The organism is Hyphomonas jannaschiana VP2, from assembly GCF_000685215.1.
Classification (GTDB): Bacteria; Pseudomonadota; Alphaproteobacteria; order Caulobacterales; family Hyphomonadaceae; genus Hyphomonas; species Hyphomonas jannaschiana.
In genome coordinates, this window is sequence record NZ_ARYJ01000003.1 from 111,287 (window position 1) to 129,438 (window position 18,152).

The 18,152-nt window shown below is 63.7% G+C and carries 19 protein-coding genes; 7 read left to right on the top strand and 12 right to left on the bottom strand.

Annotated elements, in window-relative coordinates:
• Positions 1-4: 4 nt before the first annotated feature.
• The 6 genes from HJA_RS05305 to HJA_RS05330 form a co-directional block, all read right to left on the bottom strand.
• On the bottom strand, positions 5-763 hold the full coding sequence (locus tag HJA_RS05305) for a F0F1 ATP synthase subunit A (RefSeq protein WP_035579699.1): 759 nt from the start codon (positions 761-763) through the stop codon (positions 5-7).
• Between the two features lie 8 nt (positions 764-771).
• Entirely contained in the window at positions 772-1,137 is a 366-nt protein-coding gene (locus HJA_RS05310) for an AtpZ/AtpI family protein (protein ID WP_035579244.1), read from the bottom strand.
• 150 nt (positions 1,138-1,287) lie between these two features.
• On the bottom strand, positions 1,288-4,749 hold the full coding sequence (gene smc / locus HJA_RS05315; protein WP_035579247.1) for a chromosome segregation protein SMC: 3,462 nt from the start codon (positions 4,747-4,749) through the stop codon (positions 1,288-1,290).
• 15 nt (positions 4,750-4,764) lie between these two features.
• On the bottom strand, positions 4,765-5,520 hold the full coding sequence (locus HJA_RS05320; protein ID WP_051597395.1) for a thioredoxin domain-containing protein: 756 nt from the start codon (positions 5,518-5,520) through the stop codon (positions 4,765-4,767).
• 82 nt (positions 5,521-5,602) lie between these two features.
• Positions 5,603-6,259 (bottom strand): thioredoxin domain-containing protein, encoded by a 657-nt coding sequence (locus HJA_RS17895; protein WP_051597396.1) that lies wholly within the window; start codon positions 6,257-6,259, stop codon positions 5,603-5,605.
• A complete protein-coding gene (locus tag HJA_RS05330; protein WP_051597397.1) occupies positions 6,256-6,819 on the bottom strand; it encodes a DUF721 domain-containing protein in 564 nt (187 codons plus the stop codon). The genes HJA_RS17895 and HJA_RS05330 overlap by 4 nt, the downstream gene beginning before the upstream one ends.
• A 20-nt stretch (positions 6,820-6,839) precedes the next feature.
• Here HJA_RS05330 and mutY point away from each other — a divergent pair, with 20 nt between their 5' ends.
• Both mutY and HJA_RS05340 read left to right on the top strand, forming a co-directional pair.
• Positions 6,840-7,892, top strand: coding sequence for an A/G-specific adenine glycosylase (mutY, locus tag HJA_RS05335; RefSeq protein WP_051597398.1), 1,053 nt, complete (start codon positions 6,840-6,842; stop codon positions 7,890-7,892).
• A 69-nt stretch (positions 7,893-7,961) separates the two neighbouring features.
• Positions 7,962-8,558 (top strand): LysE family translocator, encoded by a 597-nt coding sequence (locus HJA_RS05340; RefSeq protein WP_035579249.1) that lies wholly within the window; start codon positions 7,962-7,964, stop codon positions 8,556-8,558.
• Positions 8,559-8,585: 27 nt separating this feature from the next.
• Here HJA_RS05340 and HJA_RS05345 read toward each other — a convergent pair whose 3' ends face one another.
• Positions 8,586-9,668, bottom strand: a complete 1,083-nt coding sequence (locus tag HJA_RS05345) for a site-specific DNA-methyltransferase (protein WP_035579251.1) — start codon at positions 9,666-9,668, stop codon at positions 8,586-8,588.
• Between the two features lie 248 nt (positions 9,669-9,916).
• Between HJA_RS05345 and HJA_RS05350 the strand changes: the two genes are divergently transcribed.
• The 4 genes from HJA_RS05350 to HJA_RS05365 all read left to right on the top strand — a co-directional run bounded on the left by HJA_RS05350 (position 9,917) and on the right by HJA_RS05365 (position 13,711).
• Positions 9,917-10,531, top strand: coding sequence for a trimeric intracellular cation channel family protein (locus HJA_RS05350; protein WP_035579253.1), 615 nt, complete (start codon positions 9,917-9,919; stop codon positions 10,529-10,531).
• Between the two features lie 181 nt (positions 10,532-10,712).
• Positions 10,713-11,579: a GAF domain-containing protein gene (locus HJA_RS05355; RefSeq protein ID WP_206741676.1), complete on the top strand. Its 867-nt coding sequence runs from the start codon at positions 10,713-10,715 to the stop codon at positions 11,577-11,579.
• 142 nt (positions 11,580-11,721) lie between these two features.
• The gene (gene adh, locus HJA_RS05360) at positions 11,722-13,245 is read left to right on the top strand and encodes an aldehyde dehydrogenase (RefSeq protein ID WP_035579257.1); all 1,524 of its coding nucleotides are present in this window, start codon (positions 11,722-11,724) and stop codon (positions 13,243-13,245) included.
• Between the two features lie 82 nt (positions 13,246-13,327).
• Positions 13,328-13,711 (top strand): DUF779 domain-containing protein, encoded by a 384-nt coding sequence (locus tag HJA_RS05365; RefSeq protein WP_035579259.1) that lies wholly within the window; start codon positions 13,328-13,330, stop codon positions 13,709-13,711.
• A gap of 3 nt (positions 13,712-13,714) precedes the next feature.
• Here the strand turns inward: HJA_RS05365 and HJA_RS05370 are convergent, their stop codons facing one another.
• The 3 genes from HJA_RS05370 to HJA_RS05380 form a co-directional block, all read right to left on the bottom strand.
• Positions 13,715-14,848: a PA0069 family radical SAM protein gene (locus HJA_RS05370; protein WP_035579713.1), complete on the bottom strand. Its 1,134-nt coding sequence runs from the start codon at positions 14,846-14,848 to the stop codon at positions 13,715-13,717.
• A 101-nt stretch (positions 14,849-14,949) separates the two neighbouring features.
• A complete protein-coding gene (locus HJA_RS05375; RefSeq protein WP_051597399.1) occupies positions 14,950-15,354 on the bottom strand; it encodes a BLUF domain-containing protein in 405 nt (134 codons plus the stop codon).
• Between the two features lie 74 nt (positions 15,355-15,428).
• A complete protein-coding gene (locus tag HJA_RS05380) occupies positions 15,429-16,034 on the bottom strand; it encodes a TIGR04282 family arsenosugar biosynthesis glycosyltransferase (RefSeq protein ID WP_035579260.1) in 606 nt (201 codons plus the stop codon).
• Positions 16,035-16,110: 76 nt separating this feature from the next.
• Between HJA_RS05380 and HJA_RS05385 the strand changes: the two genes are divergently transcribed.
• A complete protein-coding gene (locus HJA_RS05385) occupies positions 16,111-16,686 on the top strand; it encodes a hypothetical protein (RefSeq protein ID WP_035579262.1) in 576 nt (191 codons plus the stop codon).
• Here the strand turns inward: HJA_RS05385 and HJA_RS05390 are convergent.
• Together HJA_RS05390 and HJA_RS05395 are read right to left on the bottom strand one after the other, a co-directional pair.
• The gene (locus HJA_RS05390) at positions 16,683-17,366 is read right to left on the bottom strand and encodes a TIGR04283 family arsenosugar biosynthesis glycosyltransferase (protein WP_035579265.1); all 684 of its coding nucleotides are present in this window, start codon (positions 17,364-17,366) and stop codon (positions 16,683-16,685) included. The genes HJA_RS05385 and HJA_RS05390 overlap by 4 nt on opposite strands.
• The gene (locus HJA_RS05395; protein ID WP_035579267.1) at positions 17,366-18,151 is read right to left on the bottom strand and encodes a uracil-DNA glycosylase; all 786 of its coding nucleotides are present in this window, start codon (positions 18,149-18,151) and stop codon (positions 17,366-17,368) included. Before HJA_RS05395 ends, HJA_RS05390 begins: the two co-directional genes overlap by 1 nt.
• Position 18,152 lies beyond the last annotated feature (1 nt).

An 18,152-nucleotide genomic window follows, 5' to 3' on the forward strand; every position in this document is an offset into this window, starting at 1 on the left:
GGTCCTAGTGTGACGGGTGCAGCGCGTCGTTGATGTAGACGCAGGTCAGGATCGCGAAGACGTAAGCCTGAAGGCCGGCGACCAGGAGTTCCAGTGCGTTCAGTGCGACGCCCATGCCGAAAGCGAGCGGCGCAACGAGATAGCCGATGCCGCCTGCCGTCAGGCCGACCACCGCGAAACCTGCGAAGAGCTTCAGCATGATGTGACCAGCCAGCATGTTGGCGAACAGACGCAGCGAAAGGGTCAGCGGACGGGCGACGAATGAAATGATCTCGATCGGGATCAGAATGATGTAGATCGGCCAGGGAGCGCCCGAAGGTGCAAACAGTTTCAGGAACTTCAGGCCGTTCTTGTAGAAGCCGTAGCCGATCACGATCGAAATCACGAGCAGAGCAAGGGCGCCAGTCACGATGATGTGGCTCGTCGTGGTGAAGGCGTATGGCACCATGCCGATCATGTTCGCGAAGAAGATGAAGAAGAAGAGCGTGAAGACGAACGGGAAGAATTTCAGGCCTTCTTCACCGGCTGCGCCGCGCACCATGTCGGCCACGAAGCCGTAACCGATCTCGGCCATCGACTGCAGGCGGGATGGTACGAGCAGGCCTTTCGAAGCGGCCACGCCAAAGAAGGCAATGGTCAGCACAACGCCCAGCAGCATGAAGCCGGAAGCGTTGGTGAAGGACAGGTCAACACCACCGATATTCAGCTCAAGCCATTTGCTGACCTGGAACTGGTGAATCGGATCGATCGCGGCGCTCGGCATCAGGAAGGTCATTCGTCCTTGGTCCCGTCTTCTTTTTTCGGGGCGGCTTGCCCCTCAGCTAATTCCAGCGCCCGGGCATTCAGCTCCCGGTAGGCGCGCATTATGGAGCGGATTCCTGAAGCGAACCCGAGAGTTCCGCCGATCAGCAATCCCCAGGGCTTTGTTCCTGCGAATTCGTCGATCCAGAAGCCGAAAAAGCCTCCGACAAAGACATTGGCGACGAATTCGGCGCCGTATCGCAGGGCATAGCCCCCTGCCGAGAGACTGACACCGTCTGCCTGCTCATCGCGCCGCTTTCTAGCCTCACGCTCATCGCGGGCCGCCTTTGCCTTGGCGATGCGTTCGCCGAGGTCGTTCGGTCCCTCGCTGGACATGATTTCAGATGCTCCGCAGCCGCGAATCCTTGACGACGGGGCTTCCCCCCGGATTTCGGCGCAAACTATGTAGGCAGGCTGTGCAAGTCAACCGGATATGCAGAACGCTACATCCCTGATTTTATTAAGTTTGTGTTGCGGATGTGTGCGCTACTCCGCCGCAACAAGCTCTTCGGCGGCCTGAAGGTCCACGGAAACCAGCTTTGAAACGCCCTGTTCGCGCATCGTAACCCCGAAAAGCCGGTCCATCCGGCTCATCGTGACCGGATTGTGCGTGATGACCACGAACCGCGTGTCGGTACGCTGGCGCATCTCGTTGAGCATATTGCAGAAACGGTCGACGTTTGCGTCATCCAGCGGGGCATCCACCTCGTCCAGCACGCAGATCGGGGCCGGGCGGGACAGGAAGACGGCAAAGATCAGCGCCGCTGCCGTCAGCGCCTGCTCACCGCCGGACATCAGGTTCAGCGTGCCGAGCTTCTTGCCGGGCGGCTGGGCGAAGATTTCGAGGCCGGCCTGCAGCGGATCATCGGCATCGACGAGGCGAAGCTCGGCCTGGCCGCCGCGGAACAGCGCCGTGAAAAGGGCCTTGAAGTGCTCGTTGACCTGTTCGAACGCCTTCACGAGCCGGTCGCGGCCTTCTTCGTTCAGGGCTTCGACGCCCTGGCGCAGCTTGGCGATGGCCTTGGTCAGGTCTTCCTTTTCGGTGATCTGTGCGCCGAGGCGCTCTTCCAGCTCCGCGGCTTCTTCCTCGGCGTCCATGTTTACGCCGCCCAGCTGGTCACGGGTGCGGCGCAGGTCTTCGACGCGGCGTTCAATGTCGCGGGGCGTGAACTCGCCCATGTCCTCTTCATCGAGGCCGGCCTCGGCAATCGCCAGCAGGCCTTCCGGCGTGCGCTGGAAATTGTTGCGGGCGATTTCGACCGATTCTTCGAGGCGGCTTTCGGCCGTTTCGAGCTTCACTTTCCAGCCGGCGAGGGATTCGCGCGCTTCAGAAGCGGCGGCGGAGGCGCGGCGGGCAGCAAACTCTGCCTCGCGGATCGCGGCTTCCTTTTCGGCGAGCCGGTCAGCGGATTTCTGACGCTCGGTCTCCAGACCGGCCACTTCAGCGGAGAGCGTCTCGATCTCGGCGGCGAGTTGCTCCGGGCGGACCTTTGCTGCCAGTGCTTCAGCAGCAGCGGCAGAGCGGCGTTCCAGCAGGCGGCCGACCCGTTCGGAGGCCGCAGTGATGCGGCTGGTCCAGGTCTGCACATCCCGTTCCAGGCCCTGACGGCGGGCGGCGGCCTGTTCCCGGCCGCGCGTGATGTCTGTGAGACGGCCGCGGGCTTCGATCTCGGCAGAGCGGGCTTCGGCCACGGCTGCGCGTGCTTCGGCGAGGCGGGCCTCCAGCTGGCTTTCCTGCTCGCGGCTGTCGGATGGGGCGATCAGGGCGAGGTTTTCATTGACGATGGAGAGTTCCGACTCGGCGCGGGACAGCGCTTCGCCGGCTGTGTCGCGTTTCATCGCGGCGCGTTCGGAGGCCTGCGCCGCTTCGGCGACCGTGCTGCGAGCAATGTTCAGGGCGCGCTGGGCCGGGGCGACCTCGTAGCGGCAGTTGCGCAGCGCTTCTTCGGTAGCGACCCGGGCCTCACGAGCCGAGGCGAAGTCCGCTTCGCGCGCTTCCAGCGTTTCCTGCAGCGGGCCGAGTTCGGCAAGGGCCGCTTCGAGGCGGGCCTGTTGTTCCAGGCGTGCTGCCGCGCTGACCGGCGCATCGGGTGTGCGGGCAAATCCGTCCCAGCGCCAGAGATGGCCTTCGGAGGAAACCAGACGCTGGCCTGGCTTCAGCAGGGTTGCCAGGCGCGGGCCGTCCGCCGCATCGACCAGGCCGCACTGCGACAGGCGGGCAGCAAGTTCACCCGGTGCGTCTGTATACTGAGAGAGCGGCGTTGCGCCATCAGGCAGCGTCTGGGCAACAGCATCGGCGCCGCCCCAATACATCGCAGCGGCCTTGTCCGTCGAGGCTTCGATGTCGTCCCCGAGGGCCGCTGCAACGGCTTTTTCAAATCCGTCGCGTGTCCGGATACGCTCGACAACCGGTGGGGCGCTAGGGCCTTCGGCTTTGCGCAGCAGTTTCCGCAGTCCGCCGATTTCCGCTTCCAGCTCGCGGACGGCGCTTGTCGCTTCGTCGCGTGGCGGCTGCGCAGCTGTTTCCATATCGCGCGCGGCGGCCAGACGCTGCTCAGCCTCTTCTACGGCGCGTTCCGCTGCCTGTAGCGCGGCTTCGGCCTCTTCCTCTGCGGCCTTTGCAGCCTTCAGCTTACTGACGAGCGTGACGGCATCTTCCAGCGCGGCCATGTCGGCGCGGAGGCGTTCGACTTCTGACATCAGCTGGGCCTTGCGACGGGTCTGGGCAGCCGCTTGATCTTCCGAGGCCTGACGGCGGGCGCGGGCCTCGGACAGGCGCGCCTGAGCATCGTCAGCGGCCTGTTCGGCTTTGACCAGTTCGGCGCGGGCCGCTTCCAGCGCAGCGCGGGTCTGTGCTTCGGTCTCGGCATTGGCGGCGTCGTCTTCGACCGGCAGCGCGGAGAGCTCGAACTTTGCATGCGCCAGCGCGTCTTCAGCTTCAGTCTTTGCCGTCTGTTCGCGCTCAATGTCTTCCATCAGGCGCGTCGCTTCCGCCTCGAGGCGGGCATGGGCGTCTGAGGCGGACTTGCATTCGGTTTCCAGTTTCGCCAGCGCGATGCGGGCCTGGCCAAGTTTCGCTGACACGATGCTTTCAGCTTCGCGCAGTGGGGCAAGACCCTCGGCAGCTTCGATGCGGGCCGCTTCGCAGGTGGCGTCCTGACGGGAGGCATCCTCGACCTGGCGTTTGGTCTCTTCCAGTTTTGCCCGTGCCGTTTCGCACGCGAGCTTTGCCTCGTGCCAGCGCAGATGGGCAACCAGCGCGTCGAGCGCGAAAATCTCTTCGGAGAGTTTCTTGTAGCGTCGGGCCTTGGCAGCTTGGCGTTTCAGGCTTGCCAGCTGGCGCTCCACCTCGGCGGACACTTCGGACAGGCGTTCGAGGTTTGCCTCTGCCGCATTCAGCTTCAGCTCCGCTTCGTGGCGGCGGGTGTTGAGGCCTGCAATGCCCGCGGCTTCCTCAAGGATGCGGCGGCGGTTCTGCGGCTTCGATCCGATCAGTTCAGAGATCTGCCCCTGACGCACCAGCGCCGGAGAGTTCGCGCCCGTCGAGGCATCTGCGAACAGGAGGGTGATGTCCTTCCCGCGAACGGTGCGTCCGTTCAGCTTGTAGGATGTGCCCGCACCGCGGCGGATGCGGCGCACGATTTCCAGCGTGTCGGAGCCATTGAACTCCGGCGGCGCGGTGCGCTTCGAATTGTCGAGGATCAGCGAGACCTCTGCGGTCTCCCGCGCCGGACGTCCGGCAGAACCGGAGAAGATCAGGTCATCCATCTCCCCGCCACGCATGGCACGGGCGGAACTGGCGCCCATGGCCCAGCGCAGCGCTTCGAGGAGGTTCGACTTGCCGCAGCCATTCGGCCCGACGATCCCGGTCAGGCCGGGTTCGACGGGTAAGTCCTGCGGGTCGACGAACGACTTGAAGCCGGCAATGCGGAGTTCAGTGATCTGCATTCCGGCTCCCTTGTCTTATGGTTGGTCGGTTGTTTCCGGCACACCGGCATCGTCACCGGCCGCGGTCGGCTGCGGGGCCGCATCTTCCGCCGGAGCGGCAGCTTCGGTTTCAGCCGGGGCCGTTTCGCCGAGCAGGCGGTCGATATATTTCGAGAACGCGTCTGCCGAGCTGGTCTCGCCCTGGAACAAATGCTTCTCGCCGTTCACGATGAAGGTCGGGGTCGAGTCGACGCCCCACTTCTCGGTGGCGACCTGGTATTTGTCGGCGAGCGCCGTGCGGTATTCGCGGTTTTCCATACAGGCGTCGAACTGGGCCGTGGTCTCGATGCCATGGCGCTTGCCGATCGTCTGGAGCGCGCCTTTCAGCGTACCGTTCTGGGCAGCGGTCACAACGCCGACCTGGTTCGCGAACAGATCATCCAGAACGTCGAAGAACTTGTCCTCTCCGGCGCACATCGCCAGCACATAGGCAGGCACGTCCGGCTCGTGGATCGGGTATTCGCGGAAGACGAATTTCACCTTGCCGGTGTTCACATATTTCTCGGTCAGTTCCGGAAGGATGTCGTCATGGAAATAGCGGCAGGCCGGGCAGGTCGGCGAGGCGTATTCGATGATCGTGACCGGGGCGTTCTCCGATCCCTTCACATGATCGCCCTTGGTGATCGCGGCAACGCCGGTTGTGGAGCCGTTATCGCTGCCGCCACAGGCAGCAAGCATCAGCGCCGAAACGGCGGCCAGGGCGGAGCGTCTCGAGAGAAGGGTCATGGTCATGGCTTTCGCGTTAAGAATTGAGTCGATTGGGTTGCCAACTGGTTAACGGAAGCGGGGGCTGCTGTTAACTTTTGGCGCGCATTCAGTTGGTTGGCGGGGTGGCTTTGGCCAGTTCCTCATCGAGGAAGGCGGAGAAGCCTTCCGGCGTCATCATTGTAAGGGTGGCCGCATGGCTGACGCCGTCGACGATAAAGGTCGGCGAGGCGTGGATGTCATAGTGCTCGGCCGACTTTTCGACTTCGATCATGTCGAAGCGCGTATCCATATTCTTGTAGCAGGCATCGAAAGCCTCGCGGTCCGCGACGCCATAGGGGGTGCTGGCGCTGATCAGTGTGCCGGGCAGTGTGCCGATCTGGGCGGCGACGAAGATCTCGTCCTGGCGCGCAAAGATGTCCTTCAGATAGGCGAGCCCGTCTTCATCCGGCAGGCAGCGGGCCTGGGTCAGGATGGTCATGTCGACCGAATTGCGGACCCATTCGCGCATCACGAATCGCACCTTGCCGGTTGAAATGTACGCCTCCTCAATCACCGGGAGGACTTCCTCAGCGAATTCCTTGCAGTGGCTGCAGGTGGGCGAGAAATATTCAATCACGGTGACTGGCGCATCGGCAGAGCCTTCGACCCAGCCGAGTTCATTCTCCGGCGCCCACTCGCTCCAGTTGTCTTCTGCAATGGCGGGGGCGGACATGGCGGCGCAGGCGAGCGCGGCGATGGCGATGCGTCGGATCAGTCCCGTCATGATTTCTCCGGTGCTTTGTCGGTGTCTTCTGCGGTTAGCATGGCCGCGCCGAGCGCAACAATTGCCTCTCGCAGCCGCTTGTCCTGAATGCCCGCCGTGCTTGCTTCCAGCTCGGCGCGCTCTTTCGGCGTGAGCGGACGGATCACGCGGCGCGGCTTTTGCGGGGCTTCGCTTGTGGTCAGCGGTCCCTGAACCAGCTTGATGGAGACGACATCCCCGCCCGCCGCGACCGAGACGCGCTGGCGGATGGTTTCGGACTGGTGCTGTACCATCGGGGCCGCCTGAGGCAGCACGCGCAGGGTCAGCACCCGGCCATCCTTGCCGCCGCTGAGCCGTTCGGGCCGGCAGAATTTGTAAAGCTGTTCCCCGGCGATCTCCCGCCAGCGGGCTTTCAGGACCTGGATCGGCGGCAGCTTCTTCGCACCGGACTTGCGGGTCAGGCGCTCGGCTGCAACGCCGATCTTCGGCATGCCGGGATTGACCGCCCGGCCGCGCATATAGCGCAGACGGACCCGCGCGCGGGCCTCCTCAATGGGATCGATGCTTGATCTCGTGACCATTGATCTGAGATTGCACGGGAATGAAGACGACGAAAAGGCAGGCTGTGACGAAACACGGGGATTTGAACGGACTGCCTGCAGACTTGCTGGCCTGGTTCGACCGGCATGGGAGGGACCTGCCCTGGCGCACGGCGCTGGGCGAGCGGCGCGACCCCTACCGTGTCTGGCTGGCGGAGATCATGCTGCAGCAGACGACCATTCCCCACGGCACGCCTTATTTCCTGACCTTCACCCAACGCTGGCCGACGGTGGAAGCGCTGGCGGCGGCGAAGGATGAGGAGGTCATGACGGCATGGGCCGGCCTCGGCTACTACGCCCGGGCGCGGAACCTGCTGAAATGCGCGCGGGAAATCGCGGAACGTGGCAGCTGGCCGGAAACGGCAGCGGAGCTGAAAAAGCTGCCGGGCATCGGACCCTACACAGCGGGCGCCATCGCCGCGATTGCGTTCAATCAGCCGGCTGCGGCGGTGGACGGGAATGTCGACCGCGTCTTTGCGCGCCTCCTGGCCCTGAAGGGCAACTGGGCGGATGAGAAAAAGCGCCTCCATGCTGAAGTGGAACGGCTGGTTCCGGCAAAACGCCCGGGCGATTTCGCCGAAGCGCTGATGGACCTCGGCGCGACGGTGTGCACGCCGACAAAGCCGAACTGCCTGATCTGCCCGGTCTCGGACTATTGCCTCGCCAAAGCGGAAGGCGAACCGGAGCGCTACCCGATCAAACCGCCCAAAAAGGCGAAGCCCATCCGGCGCGGTGCGGCCTATGTGGCGGTCCACAAGGGCGAAGTTCTGTTGCAGCGGCGGCCAGACAAAGGCCTGCTCGGCGGCATGCTGGGCCTGCCCACAAGTGACTGGGTGGAAGGCGAGCGGCCAGAGCCAAGCCCGCCCTTCAAGGCGAGTTGGGAAGAGATCGGCGACGTCCGTCACGTCTTCACCCATTTCGACCTGCGCCTCACCGTGCAGCGGGCTGATGTCTCCCGCCGCCCGAACGCGGACGGCGTCTGGGTGCCATTGGACGAGGTTGAGGGCCTGCCCAGCGTCTTTGCCAAGGCCTTCCGGCTGGCGACTGCAGGCTGATCGCAAGAATCGGGTCGCGGGCGGCGGCGCGGATCGGGAGAACCCGGGAACACTCCCGGAGGTTCCTTCATGATCGCATCGATGCTGGCACTGCTCGTTTTCCTGTTTCCGCTCGCCTACAGCCCCGGCCCGGGCAACATGTTCTTCGCGGCGAATGGCGCGCGCTTTGGTGTGCGGGCCACCATCCCGGCGAGTATCGGCTATCACCTCGCGACATGGATCGTGACGGCGGCCATCGGATTCGGGTTCATGGCAGCGCTGGAACGTCTGCCGGGCCTGTTCATGGCGATCAAATGGGCGGGGTCGGCCTATGTGCTCTATCTCGCCTGGAAGCTGTTCCGGGCTGGCGCGGTCGAGACCGCCGAAGACGCGCGGCCGGCGGGGTTCATGGACGGGGTGGTTCTGCTGGTCCTCAACCCGAAAGCCTATGTCATCATTGCCTTGATGTTCAGCCAGTTCCTGAACGGGTCAGGCGGTCCCTACACTGGAGCCGTGCTGTGGATCACAACAGTATTCACGCTCAACAATCTCGTCGCCTTCACGGTGTGGACGCTGATCGGAGACAGGATTGCGGCGCAGTTCAGTGAGGAACGCCATGCGCACCTATTGAACAGGTTGTTCGGCCTTGTCCTGGCCGGTGTCGCCATCTGGATGATGGTGGGCTGACGCCGTTTGCAGGCGGTCTTGCGGCGCTTAGTTCAGGCCCATTTCTTCCCGGTACCGGCGGCGCAGCAGGTCGATCGGCGCAAGGTCGCGCTTCTCGGTCTCATAGTGCCAGTAGGTCCAGCCGTTGCAGGCTGGGGCCTGCTGAACGTGGGCGCCGAGGCGATGGATCGACCCCGAATGGTTGCCGGTGGTCAGCGAGCCGTCGACCCGGATGCGGGCCTGGTAGCGGCGCTGCGGGCTGAACAGACGGTCGCCCGGTTTCAGCCAGCCGCTTTCCAGCAGGGCGCCGAACGGCACGCGCGGCAGCGACTTCTTGCTCTTCTCGGTTTCGAGGTCTTCGCCATTGATCGGCTCGATGGCCTTGAGGCGCGCGCGGGACAGGCGGACATAGGTCTCGTCCCGTTCGATGCCGATATAGTTGCGGCCGAGGCGCTTGGCGGCGGCGGCCGTGGTGCCGGTGCCGGAGAACGGGTCGAGCACCGTGTCGCCCGGATTGGTCGTTGCCAGCAGCACGCGGTGGAGCAGGCCTTCCGGCTTCTGTGTCGGGTGGGCCTTCTTGCCTTGTTCGTCCTTCAGGCGCTCGCCGCCGGTGCAGAGCGGGATCATCCAGTCGGACCGCATCTGCTTGTCTTCATTGAAGACTTTCAGGGCGTCATAATTGAATGTGCATTTGGACTGTTCGGACTTGCCGGCCCAGATCAGCGTCTCGTGTGCGTTCTGGAAACGGGTGCCCTTGAAGTTCGGCATCGGATTCGACTTCAGCCAGATCACGTCATTCTGGATCCAGAAGCCCTGATCCTGCAGGATCGCGCCGACGCGGAAGATGTTGTGATACGAGCCGATGACCCAGATCGCGCCGTCATCCTTCAGCACGCGGCGGCATTCTTCCAGCCACTGATGACAGAAGAGGTCATAGGCGTCGAAGCTGTCAAACTTGTCCCATTCATCGTCCACACCATCCACGGTCGACTGGTCCGGACGGGTCAGCCCGCCGCCGAGCTGGAGGTTGTAGGGCGGATCGGCAAAGACGAGATCCACCGACCGGTCTGGCAGGCGGGAGAGGATGTCGATGCAGTCGCCCTGCATGATGACGTTCTTTTGCAGTTCCATAGTACAGCCCCGAATACGCAACGCGTGAAAGACAGAAGCCCGAATCAGTGCGTTGCACCGGTTAGTGATTTCCTAACCGCGCCGCTTCGTTCCGGCTTCGAATCGTTCCGGAGGCGAAACTAGTTGGTGATTCGCGCTGTGGATAGAGCTGTGGGTAAATCTGTGGAATTTGATGTGAATCGGGGTGGAAAATCCGTGTTGCGTCCCGGGATTGGAAGTCGGCACGAAATCGGATTAGGAAGCGGCCCATGACACTCGACCTCGATCTCATCCTCACGCTCGTGAATCCTGTCGGCGCATTCGTGTTCGCCTTGTCCGGCGGCATCGTTGCCGTGCGCAACAAGATGGACATCTTTGGCGCGGTTGTGCTGGCGATCATCACGGCGGTCGGCGGCGGCACGATCCGCGACATCATCCTGAACCAGCCGGTCTTCTGGCTGAGCGACCCGCTGACCATCTGGTGCGCGATCGCGGGTGGGGTGATCGCGTTCTTCCTTCACAGCCTGGTCGATGCGCTCAAACCGATCCGCTGGGCAGACGCTGTGGGTCTCGCCATATTCGCCATCGCCGGCGCGGCCAAGACCGCCAGCCTCGGGCACGACCCGCTGTTCGTGGTGATCATGGGTGTGCTGACCGGAACGGGCGGCGGTGTGCTGCGCGATGTCGTCGCCAACCGCGATCCGTTGCTGCTGAAAGAGGACATCTACGCGACTGCGGCACTGGTCGGCGCGGGGCTATATGCGGTGCTGCATTTTTCGGGCGTTCCGGAAAGCTGGGCGTTCGCCTCCGGCATGCTGGTGGCGTTCGTTCTGCGCGGCGCCGCGCTGATCTTCGGCTGGCACCTGCCGAAGAGCCAGCCGTAACATTTGCTGCAGAACCGGCATACAACCTTTCGGTAAGGTGCGTTTGCCGGGCGCTCGTGATAATCTCTTTCACATGAAAAGGGATGATCCGCCGGTCAGGCACGCCGAAAAGGTGCGCTCTGTGGCCCTGTCGCGAAGCGCGGCGGCGCAGTCGAGCCTTGCGGCCTCCTGGGCGCGGTCAATGAAGACCTACGGGCTGGAGCCGGATGCGCCGGGCAATTCCGACGCGCGGCTTGAACAGACCGAACTCCACCAGCGCCGCGACGGGCTCGGCCGTATCCTTGCCACCTCCGCGCCGGTGATGGACCGTCTCTATGCGAGCCTCGGCCTCGCGGGCTGCAGCGTGTTTCTCTCAGATACCGAAGGTGTGGTGATCGACCATCGCATGGCTGACAGCGATGGGGCTTTGTTCCGGTCGGCAGGGCTCTGCGAAGGCGGCGTCTGGTCCGAAGCGGTGCAGGGCACGAACGGCATTGGCACCTGTATCGCCGAGCAGCGCGCCGTCACGATCTATCGCGACCAGCACTTCCATGACCGCAACACGGTGATGAGCTGTATGGGTGCGCCCATCTTTGACGAGCATGGCGCCATTGCCGCAGTGCTCGACGTCTCGTCCTGCCGGGATGACCTGACCCAGCCATTTGCGACACTGATCGCGCAGACGGTGACCGACGCGGCCCGCCAGATCGAGGCCGATCATTTCCAGAGTGCATTTGCCTCGCGGCGTATCCTGCGCGGGTCCGGCGACGGGCAGAAAGGCGCGGTGCTGCTGGCCGTGGACGGGGACGATCTTGTCGTCGGCGCAACACGCGCGGCCCGGGCGATTTATGGTCTCGGCCATGACAACCGGATTGATCCACGCCCGGCCGGTGACCTGTTCGGGGACTCCGAATCCCGCGGTGTGGGCCTTGAAGGGGCAGAGCGCCGCGAGCTGCGCCGGGCCATCGCCCGGGCCAATGGCAACATGGCCGCCGCGGCCCGAGCCCTCGGCATCAGCCGGGCGACGCTTTACCGCCGGATGGATCAGCTGGGCCTGTCCCGCGACTGATTTCCACCAGATGTGTCTCATTCCTGAGACACATTCCGCATTTCACCGGATTGACGCGGGCTGACAGTGACCCGCAGCAGGCAGAACATTCCTCCCAGTCTTCGCACCCGACGAAGAGCGCCAATGATCTGGAGGAAATGACATGGCCGACACACAGATTCTCGACACGTCCGACATGAAGGCACCGTTCCGTGAACGGTATGACAATTTCATCGGCGGCAAGTTCGTCGCCCCGAATGGCGGGCGTTATTTCGACAATACCTCTCCCGTAAACGGCAAGGTGATCTGCCAGATCGCCCGGTCCGATGCCAGCGACATCGATATGGCGCTGGATGCCGCGCACGCTGCGAAGGATGGCTGGGGCCGCATGTCGGTGGCCGAGCGTGCCAACATGCTGAACAAGATTGCAGATGTGCTGGAGGAGAATCTCGAACTCGTCGCCACCTGCGAAACCTGGGACAATGGCAAGCCGATCCGCGAGACGATGGCGGCAGACGTTCCGCTGGCCATCGATCACTTTCGCTATTTCGCAGGCTGCATCCGTGCGCAGGAAGGCAGCATTTCCGAAATCGACCACGACACGGTCGCCTATCATTTCCATGAACCGCTCGGCGTGGTCGGACAGATCATTCCGTGGAACTTCCCGCTCCTCATGGCGGCATGGAAACTCGCCCCGGCGCTGGCCGCCGGGAACTGTGTGGTGCTGAAGCCGGCCGAACAGACCCCGGCCACGATCATGGTGTTCGCAGAACTGATCGCCGACATCCTCCCGCCCGGCGTGCTCAACATCGTGAACGGCTTCGGCCTGGAGGCGGGCAAGCCGCTCGCCTCCAGCAACCGCATCGCCAAGATCGCCTTTACCGGCGAGACGACGACGGGCCGGCTGATCATGCAGTATGCGTCCGAAAACCTGATCCCGGTCACGCTGGAACTGGGTGGCAAGTCGCCGAACATCTTCTTCGAGGATGTGATGCGTGCGGACGATGATTATCTCGACAAGGCGATCGAAGGCTTCGTCATGTTCGCGCTGAACCAGGGCGAGGTCTGTACCTGCCCGTCGCGCGCGCTGATCCACGAAAACATCTATGACCGCTTCATGGAACGTGCCCTGAAGCGCGTGGCGGAAATCAAGCAGGGCAACCCGCTGGACCCGGCCACGATGATCGGCGCGCAGGCAAGTTCGGAGCAGAAAGAGAAGATCCTCTCCTATTTCGACATCGGCCGTCAGGAAGGCGCCGAAGTGCTGATCGGCGGCGAGGCAGCCAATCTCGGCGGTGATCTCGCCGGCGGCTATTACATCAAGCCGACGGTCCTCAAAGGCCACAACAAGATGCGCGTGTTCCAGGAGGAAATCTTCGGGCCGGTCGTCTCGGTCACGACGTTCAAGGACGAAGCCGACGCCCTCGCCATCGCCAACGACACGCTCTACGGCCTCGGCGCCGGGGTGTGGAGCCGCGAGGCGAACACCTGCTACCGCTTCGGCCGCGGCATCCAGGCCGGGCGCGTGTGGACCAATTGCTACCACGCCTATCCGGCCCATGCGGCCTTTGGCGGTTACAAACAGTCCGGCATCGGGCGTGAGAACCATTCGAAGATGCTGGATCACTACCAGCAGACGAAGAACATGCTCGTCTCTTACTCTCCGAAGAAGCTTGGCTTCTTCTGATCCTGCCGTGGTGTGACGGCAGAGGGGCGGTCCCGGTGGCAGCTTAGGCCGGGGCCGTCCGCTTCCTTTCGGAGGTAATCCGATGACAGATGAAAACAAAATGCCCCCGCGTGTGACCGCGACGGATACCGCCCGGCGCCTGATTGCGGACATCCGGCAGGACTTTCCGGACATCCTGTTCCATCAGTCCGGCGGGTGCTGCGACGGGTCGAGCCCGATGTGCTATCCGGCGGATGACTTCAAGGTTGGTGAGCGGGACGTGAAGCTGGGCGAGATTGACGGCGTGCCCGTCTATATTTCGGCCAGCCAGTTCGAGGCGTGGAAGCATACCCAATTGATCCTGGATGTCGTGCCCGGCCGCGGCGGCATGTTCTCGCTGGATAATGGGCGCGAGCAACGCTTCCTGTCGCGCAGCCGTGTCTTCGATGCCGCTGAACTGGCTGCGCTGGGCATTGCGCCGGATTGAGACCTAGAGGTCCAGCGCCATCTGGCCGCCCGGCTGGACCGGTGGGGCAAACAGGTCCGTGCGCAGGGGTGGGCGTGTGTTTTTGAGCCCGAACCGTTTTGCCGCGCGGGCAAAACGCTGCGCGATCAGCTCCGCCACCGGGCCGCGTCCGCGCATGCGCTCGTGCCAGTTGGCATCATAATCCTTGCCGCCGCGCATGTCGCGCATCGTGTTGATAACCTTCGCCGCCCGGTCCGGTACATGCTGGACCAGCCATTCATGAAACAGGTCCTTGATCTCATATGGCAGGCGCAGCAGCACATAGCCCGCACCGGTTGCGCCATGTGCGGCGGCGGCTTCCAGCAGGGCCTCAATTTCATGGTCGTTCAGGGCCGGGATGATCGGCGCGGTCATCACGGTCACCGGGATGCCGGCCTCGCTGAGGGCGCGCACGGTTTCCAGCCGCCGTTGCGGGGTGGCGGCGCGCGGCTCCATCTTGCGGCTGAGCGTGCGGTCCAGCGTCGTGATCGAAACGCCTGTCCGCACAAGGCCCTTCATGGCCATCGGGGCCAGCAGGTCTATATCGCGCTGGATCAGGGCGGATTTCGTCAACAGCGTTACGGGATGGTTGTGTGCCGCCAGCACTTCGAGGATCCGCCGCGTTGCCTGCTGGGTCCGCTCCACCGGCTGAAAGGCATCGGTATTGATGCCGAGGGCGACAGGCCGGCAGACATAGCGCGGCCGTGACAGTGTCTGCTCCAGAAGTTCCACGGCATTCGACTTGTAGAAAAGCCGGCTTTCGAAATCGAGCCCGGCAGAAAGCCCCTGATACGAATGCGTCGGCCGGGCAAAACAATAGATGCAGCCATGCTCGCACCCGCGATACGGGTTGATGGAGCGGTCGAAAGAGATGTCCGGTGAGCGGTTGAAGGTGATGATTGTCCGCGCCGTTTCCGGCATCAGCAGCGTCTCGATCCGCACAGCGTCCTGCTCGATCGTGTCCCAGCCATCATCGAAGGCGAAGCGGGTTTCCCGTTCGAACCGGCCGGTCTGGTTCGAGACGGCGCCGCGTCCGCGCTGGGTGGCGCGTTCGGCGGCGGCGGCTGTATCGATCAGGCTGACGCGGCCCCTTGGGGAGAGTTTCTGTCCGGTTCGCATGTGCCAAGAAAGCCACGACAAACAGAACAAATCAAGAACAAAATTGGCAAGAGAAAGCCCTTTCCTGTGGATGGAGGTCCGCGGGACGTCAGGTAGGACGATCAGCCTTTGAGCGTGTCGAAATTTCCGAAGACGCGGGACAGGTGGTCCGGCATGGCGCGGTTCATCACGTCGGAAAAGTCTGCCCCGGAGGCGAAGTCCGGATTGGCGGTGGATGGGCGTGTCTTCAGCTGCATCGACCAGTCAGGGAACACGCGGGCCTCGGCAGCTTCCTGGAGGACTGTCACAACAGATGTGTGGCGCGGATCCCGGACAATGCGATTGAACACATCCAGCACGTCCCGCTGCACACCTTCCAGCATTTGCAGGAAGTTCAGCCCGTTAAACAGCAGGACACCGGTGATCCCGTGCCGGGAATTGGTGGCGGTTGCTTCCGTCAGAATGTCGGACAGATCGGTTTCGGTCAGGCCATCATTGGCCGTGCTGACATAAATGAGCCGGAACATGTAAATCCTTGAATTGGATGGTCTTCGGCTCTGTTGTCCGGTTGCTTTTCAGAGAGGCGACTTTTGTCTGCAGGTCAAGCAGGGCGCCTGCGGTTCCAGGCCCGCCAGTCGCTCAGCTGGTCGATGTCCATCAGCATGGGCAGAAGGCCGATGTCGGCATGGCCGGGCAGGTTCGACCAGACATCCTGCATCGCATGCGGGCCGGACCAGCGCACATTGCGGAAGGGCGAGCGGGTGCGGCCGCTCTTGTTGATGCCGAACAGCCAGAAGCCACCATCCTCCGCCGGGCCGAACACGGCGTCGTGCCGGGCCAGCAGGCGCACGGCCTGGCGCAGCAAGGCGGCGGAAACGTCCGGCGCGTCCGTCCCGATGAACAGGACCGGGCCGGGTGGGGCCTCGTTCAGCCCTTTTTCCAGCCGCTCCGTCAGCGTGCCGTGACCCTGGCTGCGGCGTGGCAGGTGAGCGGGCCATCCTGTTGTGGTGACAGCGCGCAGCGCACTGTCAGGCGCGGCATAGATAATCGTGTCGCAGCCGGACTGCGTGGCGGCGCGGAAGGTGCGGGCCTGCGTGAAGCTGGCGATGCGCCGGGCGGCCGCCGGCCCGATGCCTTTGGCGAGCCGTGTCTTGGACAGGCCCATGCGCGGTGGCTTGGCGAAGACGAGAAGAGTTGGATGTCGCATGCCAATGCCTTACTTTCGTCTGGTGCCCGGTGAAAGATGCCGGCACCAAATCCGGGGCCAAAAAGGAGGCTTTCCGATGCAACGCCTGAAATCCGGCCTGAATTCCGGACTTAAACGTGTTCTGGCGGTCAGCGCCCTTGCCCTGCTGCCAGCCTGCTTCATGAGCGAGACGCCCTTCATTTCACCGGACGATGCCGTCCGGCTGGATGAGGCCGCGGTCATCCTGGTTTGCAGCGCCGAGGACGATTGCGCCCGCACCGTGCCCAACCGGGGCAACAAGGGCTATTTCATGATGCCGCCGGAAGATGAGGACGAGGACGAAGAGCCGGTGGCCGTCCGGTTCGCACCCCTGATGGAGACGGCGGTTGGGCCGGTCTGGCTGACCGAGATCCGGATGGTGGAGGATGACGAGACGGCCTATGTCGTCGGCGTCACCCGCCGCGCCCCGGAATTCGACGCCGATGGCCTGAAGGGCTTCGATGTCGAACTCCCCTGGTGCGGCGATGTCCCGGAGGAAGAGCGGGAAACCTGGGGCATCGAAAAGCTTGATTCCTATACCTGCAGCCTGCCGTCAGAAGCCTCGATCGCGGACTATCTGCGCGCGGCGCACAAAGCCTATTTCGACGATCCCGAATGGTGGAACGGCGACTAGGTGTAGCGCTTCGCCAGGTCTTCCGGGCTCGCACCCAGCAGGAAGCGGGTCAGCAGGACGGCGTTGTGCCATGACCGTTTGCGCCAGCCATCGCGCTCATACTTGGCGGCGGAGGTGCGCGCCTCGGCGTTCAGCTGGACGAGGCGCGGCTTGCCGATGGCGCGGACAATCATCACGTCCTCCATCAGCGGCACGTCAGGGTAGCCGCCAACTTCGTCATAGAGCTTCCGGCTGATCAGCAGGCCCTGGTCGCCATAGGGCAGGCCCAGCATCCGGGCGCGGCGACCCGCACGCTTCTCCAAAGTCCTGGCTGCGCGCGCATCGGACCGGAAACGCAATTCGAAGAACGCGGCATAGTCCGGTTTAGTCATGACATGATCCGATGTGCGCTCGGCCCAGTCACGGGAAAGCGCGGTATCGGCATGCAGAAACATGAGCCAGTCACCCCGCGCGGCCGCTGCGCCAGCCGCCAGCTGCGCCCCGCGTCCGCGCGCGCCTGTCACCAGATTGGCGCCCATTGCCCCGGCAATCTTCGCGGTCGCATCCTCAGATCCGCCATCGGCCACGATGACCTCCCGGATCAGCCCGGCCTCCAGCCCCGGCATAAGGCTCTCCAGGCAAAGCGGCAGCTCCGCCTCTGCGTTCAGCGTTGGAATGATGATTGAAAGGGGGGCAGGCATCAGCCGCCGAGCTCGCCCAGCCGCTGCTCTACCAGCAGCAAATCCCGCCAGGCACGGCTTTTTTCCTGCGGGCGGCGCAGCAAATAGGCCGGGTGCAGCAGCGGGATCAGCGGCACGGAATAGCCGCCTGCCGTTGTGAACACATGCTCTGAGCCGCGCAGGCGCATGATGCCGTCCTGCGTGTCGAGCAGCGCTTTGGCCGGCACGCCGCCGGCGGCGACGATCAGCTTCGGCTTTGTCAGCTCGATCATCCGGTCGACGAAGGGGCGGCAGACGTCCAGCTCTTCCTGGTCCGGGTTCCGGTTGCCGGGCGGGCGCCAGTAATTCACGTTGGTGATAAAGGCGTTGGTCTCACGGCTGCGCTCGATGGCGGCCAGCATCCGGTCCAGCAGCTGCCCGGCCTTGCCGACGAAAGGCAGGCCTTTGCGGTCCTCCTCGGCGCCGGGACCCTCGCCGATCACCATCAGGCTGGCCTCCGGCGTGCCGTCGTAAACCACGGTGGAGTGCGCCGCAGCCTTCAGCGGGCTGCCCTCAAATGATTCGATGGCAGCCTTCAGGGCGTCCAGAGTGTCGCACCCTGCGGCCTGAGACCGGGCCTCCTCGACCCAGTTCGTCGGCTTCCGGCGGCGCGGGCGGACAGGTGCTGTTTGCTGCGGTGCAGCAGGATCTGCAGTGTCTGCGGCCTTCAGGAAGGCATCGACCCGGGCGTGATCGACGTCCACGCCCATTTCTTCCCACCAGTCAGTGAGGGCATCGATGGCAGTGATTGACGCAGGGGCGGGCATT

What these genes read in the sequence shown, in the direction of transcription:
- HJA_RS05345 (WP_035579251.1), bottom strand. Translation starts at nt 9,668, where the DNA reads ATGGAACTGCAAAAGAACGTCATCATGCAGGGCGACTGCATCGACATC.
- HJA_RS05375 (WP_051597399.1), bottom strand. Translation starts at nt 15,354, where the DNA reads ATGTTCCGGCTCATTTATGTCAGCACGGCCAATGATGGCCTGACCGAA.
- HJA_RS05340 (WP_035579249.1), top strand. Translation starts at nt 7,962, where the DNA reads ATGATCGCATCGATGCTGGCACTGCTCGTTTTCCTGTTTCCGCTCGCC.
- smc (WP_035579247.1), bottom strand. Translation starts at nt 4,749, where the DNA reads ATGCAGATCACTGAACTCCGCATTGCCGGCTTCAAGTCGTTCGTCGAC.
- HJA_RS05305 (WP_035579699.1), bottom strand. Translation starts at nt 763, where the DNA reads ATGCCGAGCGCCGCGATCGATCCGATTCACCAGTTCCAGGTCAGCAAA.
- HJA_RS05365 (WP_035579259.1), top strand. Translation starts at nt 13,328, where the DNA reads ATGACAGATGAAAACAAAATGCCCCCGCGTGTGACCGCGACGGATACC.
- HJA_RS05385 (WP_035579262.1), top strand. Translation starts at nt 16,111, where the DNA reads ATGCAACGCCTGAAATCCGGCCTGAATTCCGGACTTAAACGTGTTCTG.
- HJA_RS05330 (WP_051597397.1), bottom strand. Translation starts at nt 6,819, where the DNA reads ATGGTCACGAGATCAAGCATCGATCCCATTGAGGAGGCCCGCGCGCGG.
- HJA_RS05350 (WP_035579253.1), top strand. Translation starts at nt 9,917, where the DNA reads ATGACACTCGACCTCGATCTCATCCTCACGCTCGTGAATCCTGTCGGC.
- HJA_RS05390 (WP_035579265.1), bottom strand. Translation starts at nt 17,366, where the DNA reads ATGCCTGCCCCCCTTTCAATCATCATTCCAACGCTGAACGCAGAGGCG.
- adh (WP_035579257.1), top strand. Translation starts at nt 11,722, where the DNA reads ATGGCCGACACACAGATTCTCGACACGTCCGACATGAAGGCACCGTTC.
- HJA_RS17895 (WP_051597396.1), bottom strand. Translation starts at nt 6,259, where the DNA reads ATGACGGGACTGATCCGACGCATCGCCATCGCCGCGCTCGCCTGCGCC.
- HJA_RS05395 (WP_035579267.1), bottom strand. Translation starts at nt 18,151, where the DNA reads ATGCCCGCCCCTGCGTCAATCACTGCCATCGATGCCCTCACTGACTGG.
- HJA_RS05355 (WP_206741676.1), top strand. Translation starts at nt 10,713, where the DNA reads ATGAAGACCTACGGGCTGGAGCCGGATGCGCCGGGCAATTCCGACGCG.
- mutY (WP_051597398.1), top strand. Translation starts at nt 6,840, where the DNA reads ATGAAGACGACGAAAAGGCAGGCTGTGACGAAACACGGGGATTTGAAC.
- HJA_RS05370 (WP_035579713.1), bottom strand. Translation starts at nt 14,848, where the DNA reads ATGCGAACCGGACAGAAACTCTCCCCAAGGGGCCGCGTCAGCCTGATC.
- HJA_RS05320 (WP_051597395.1), bottom strand. Translation starts at nt 5,520, where the DNA reads ATGACCATGACCCTTCTCTCGAGACGCTCCGCCCTGGCCGCCGTTTCG.
- HJA_RS05380 (WP_035579260.1), bottom strand. Translation starts at nt 16,034, where the DNA reads ATGCGACATCCAACTCTTCTCGTCTTCGCCAAGCCACCGCGCATGGGC.
- HJA_RS05310 (WP_035579244.1), bottom strand. Translation starts at nt 1,137, where the DNA reads ATGTCCAGCGAGGGACCGAACGACCTCGGCGAACGCATCGCCAAGGCA.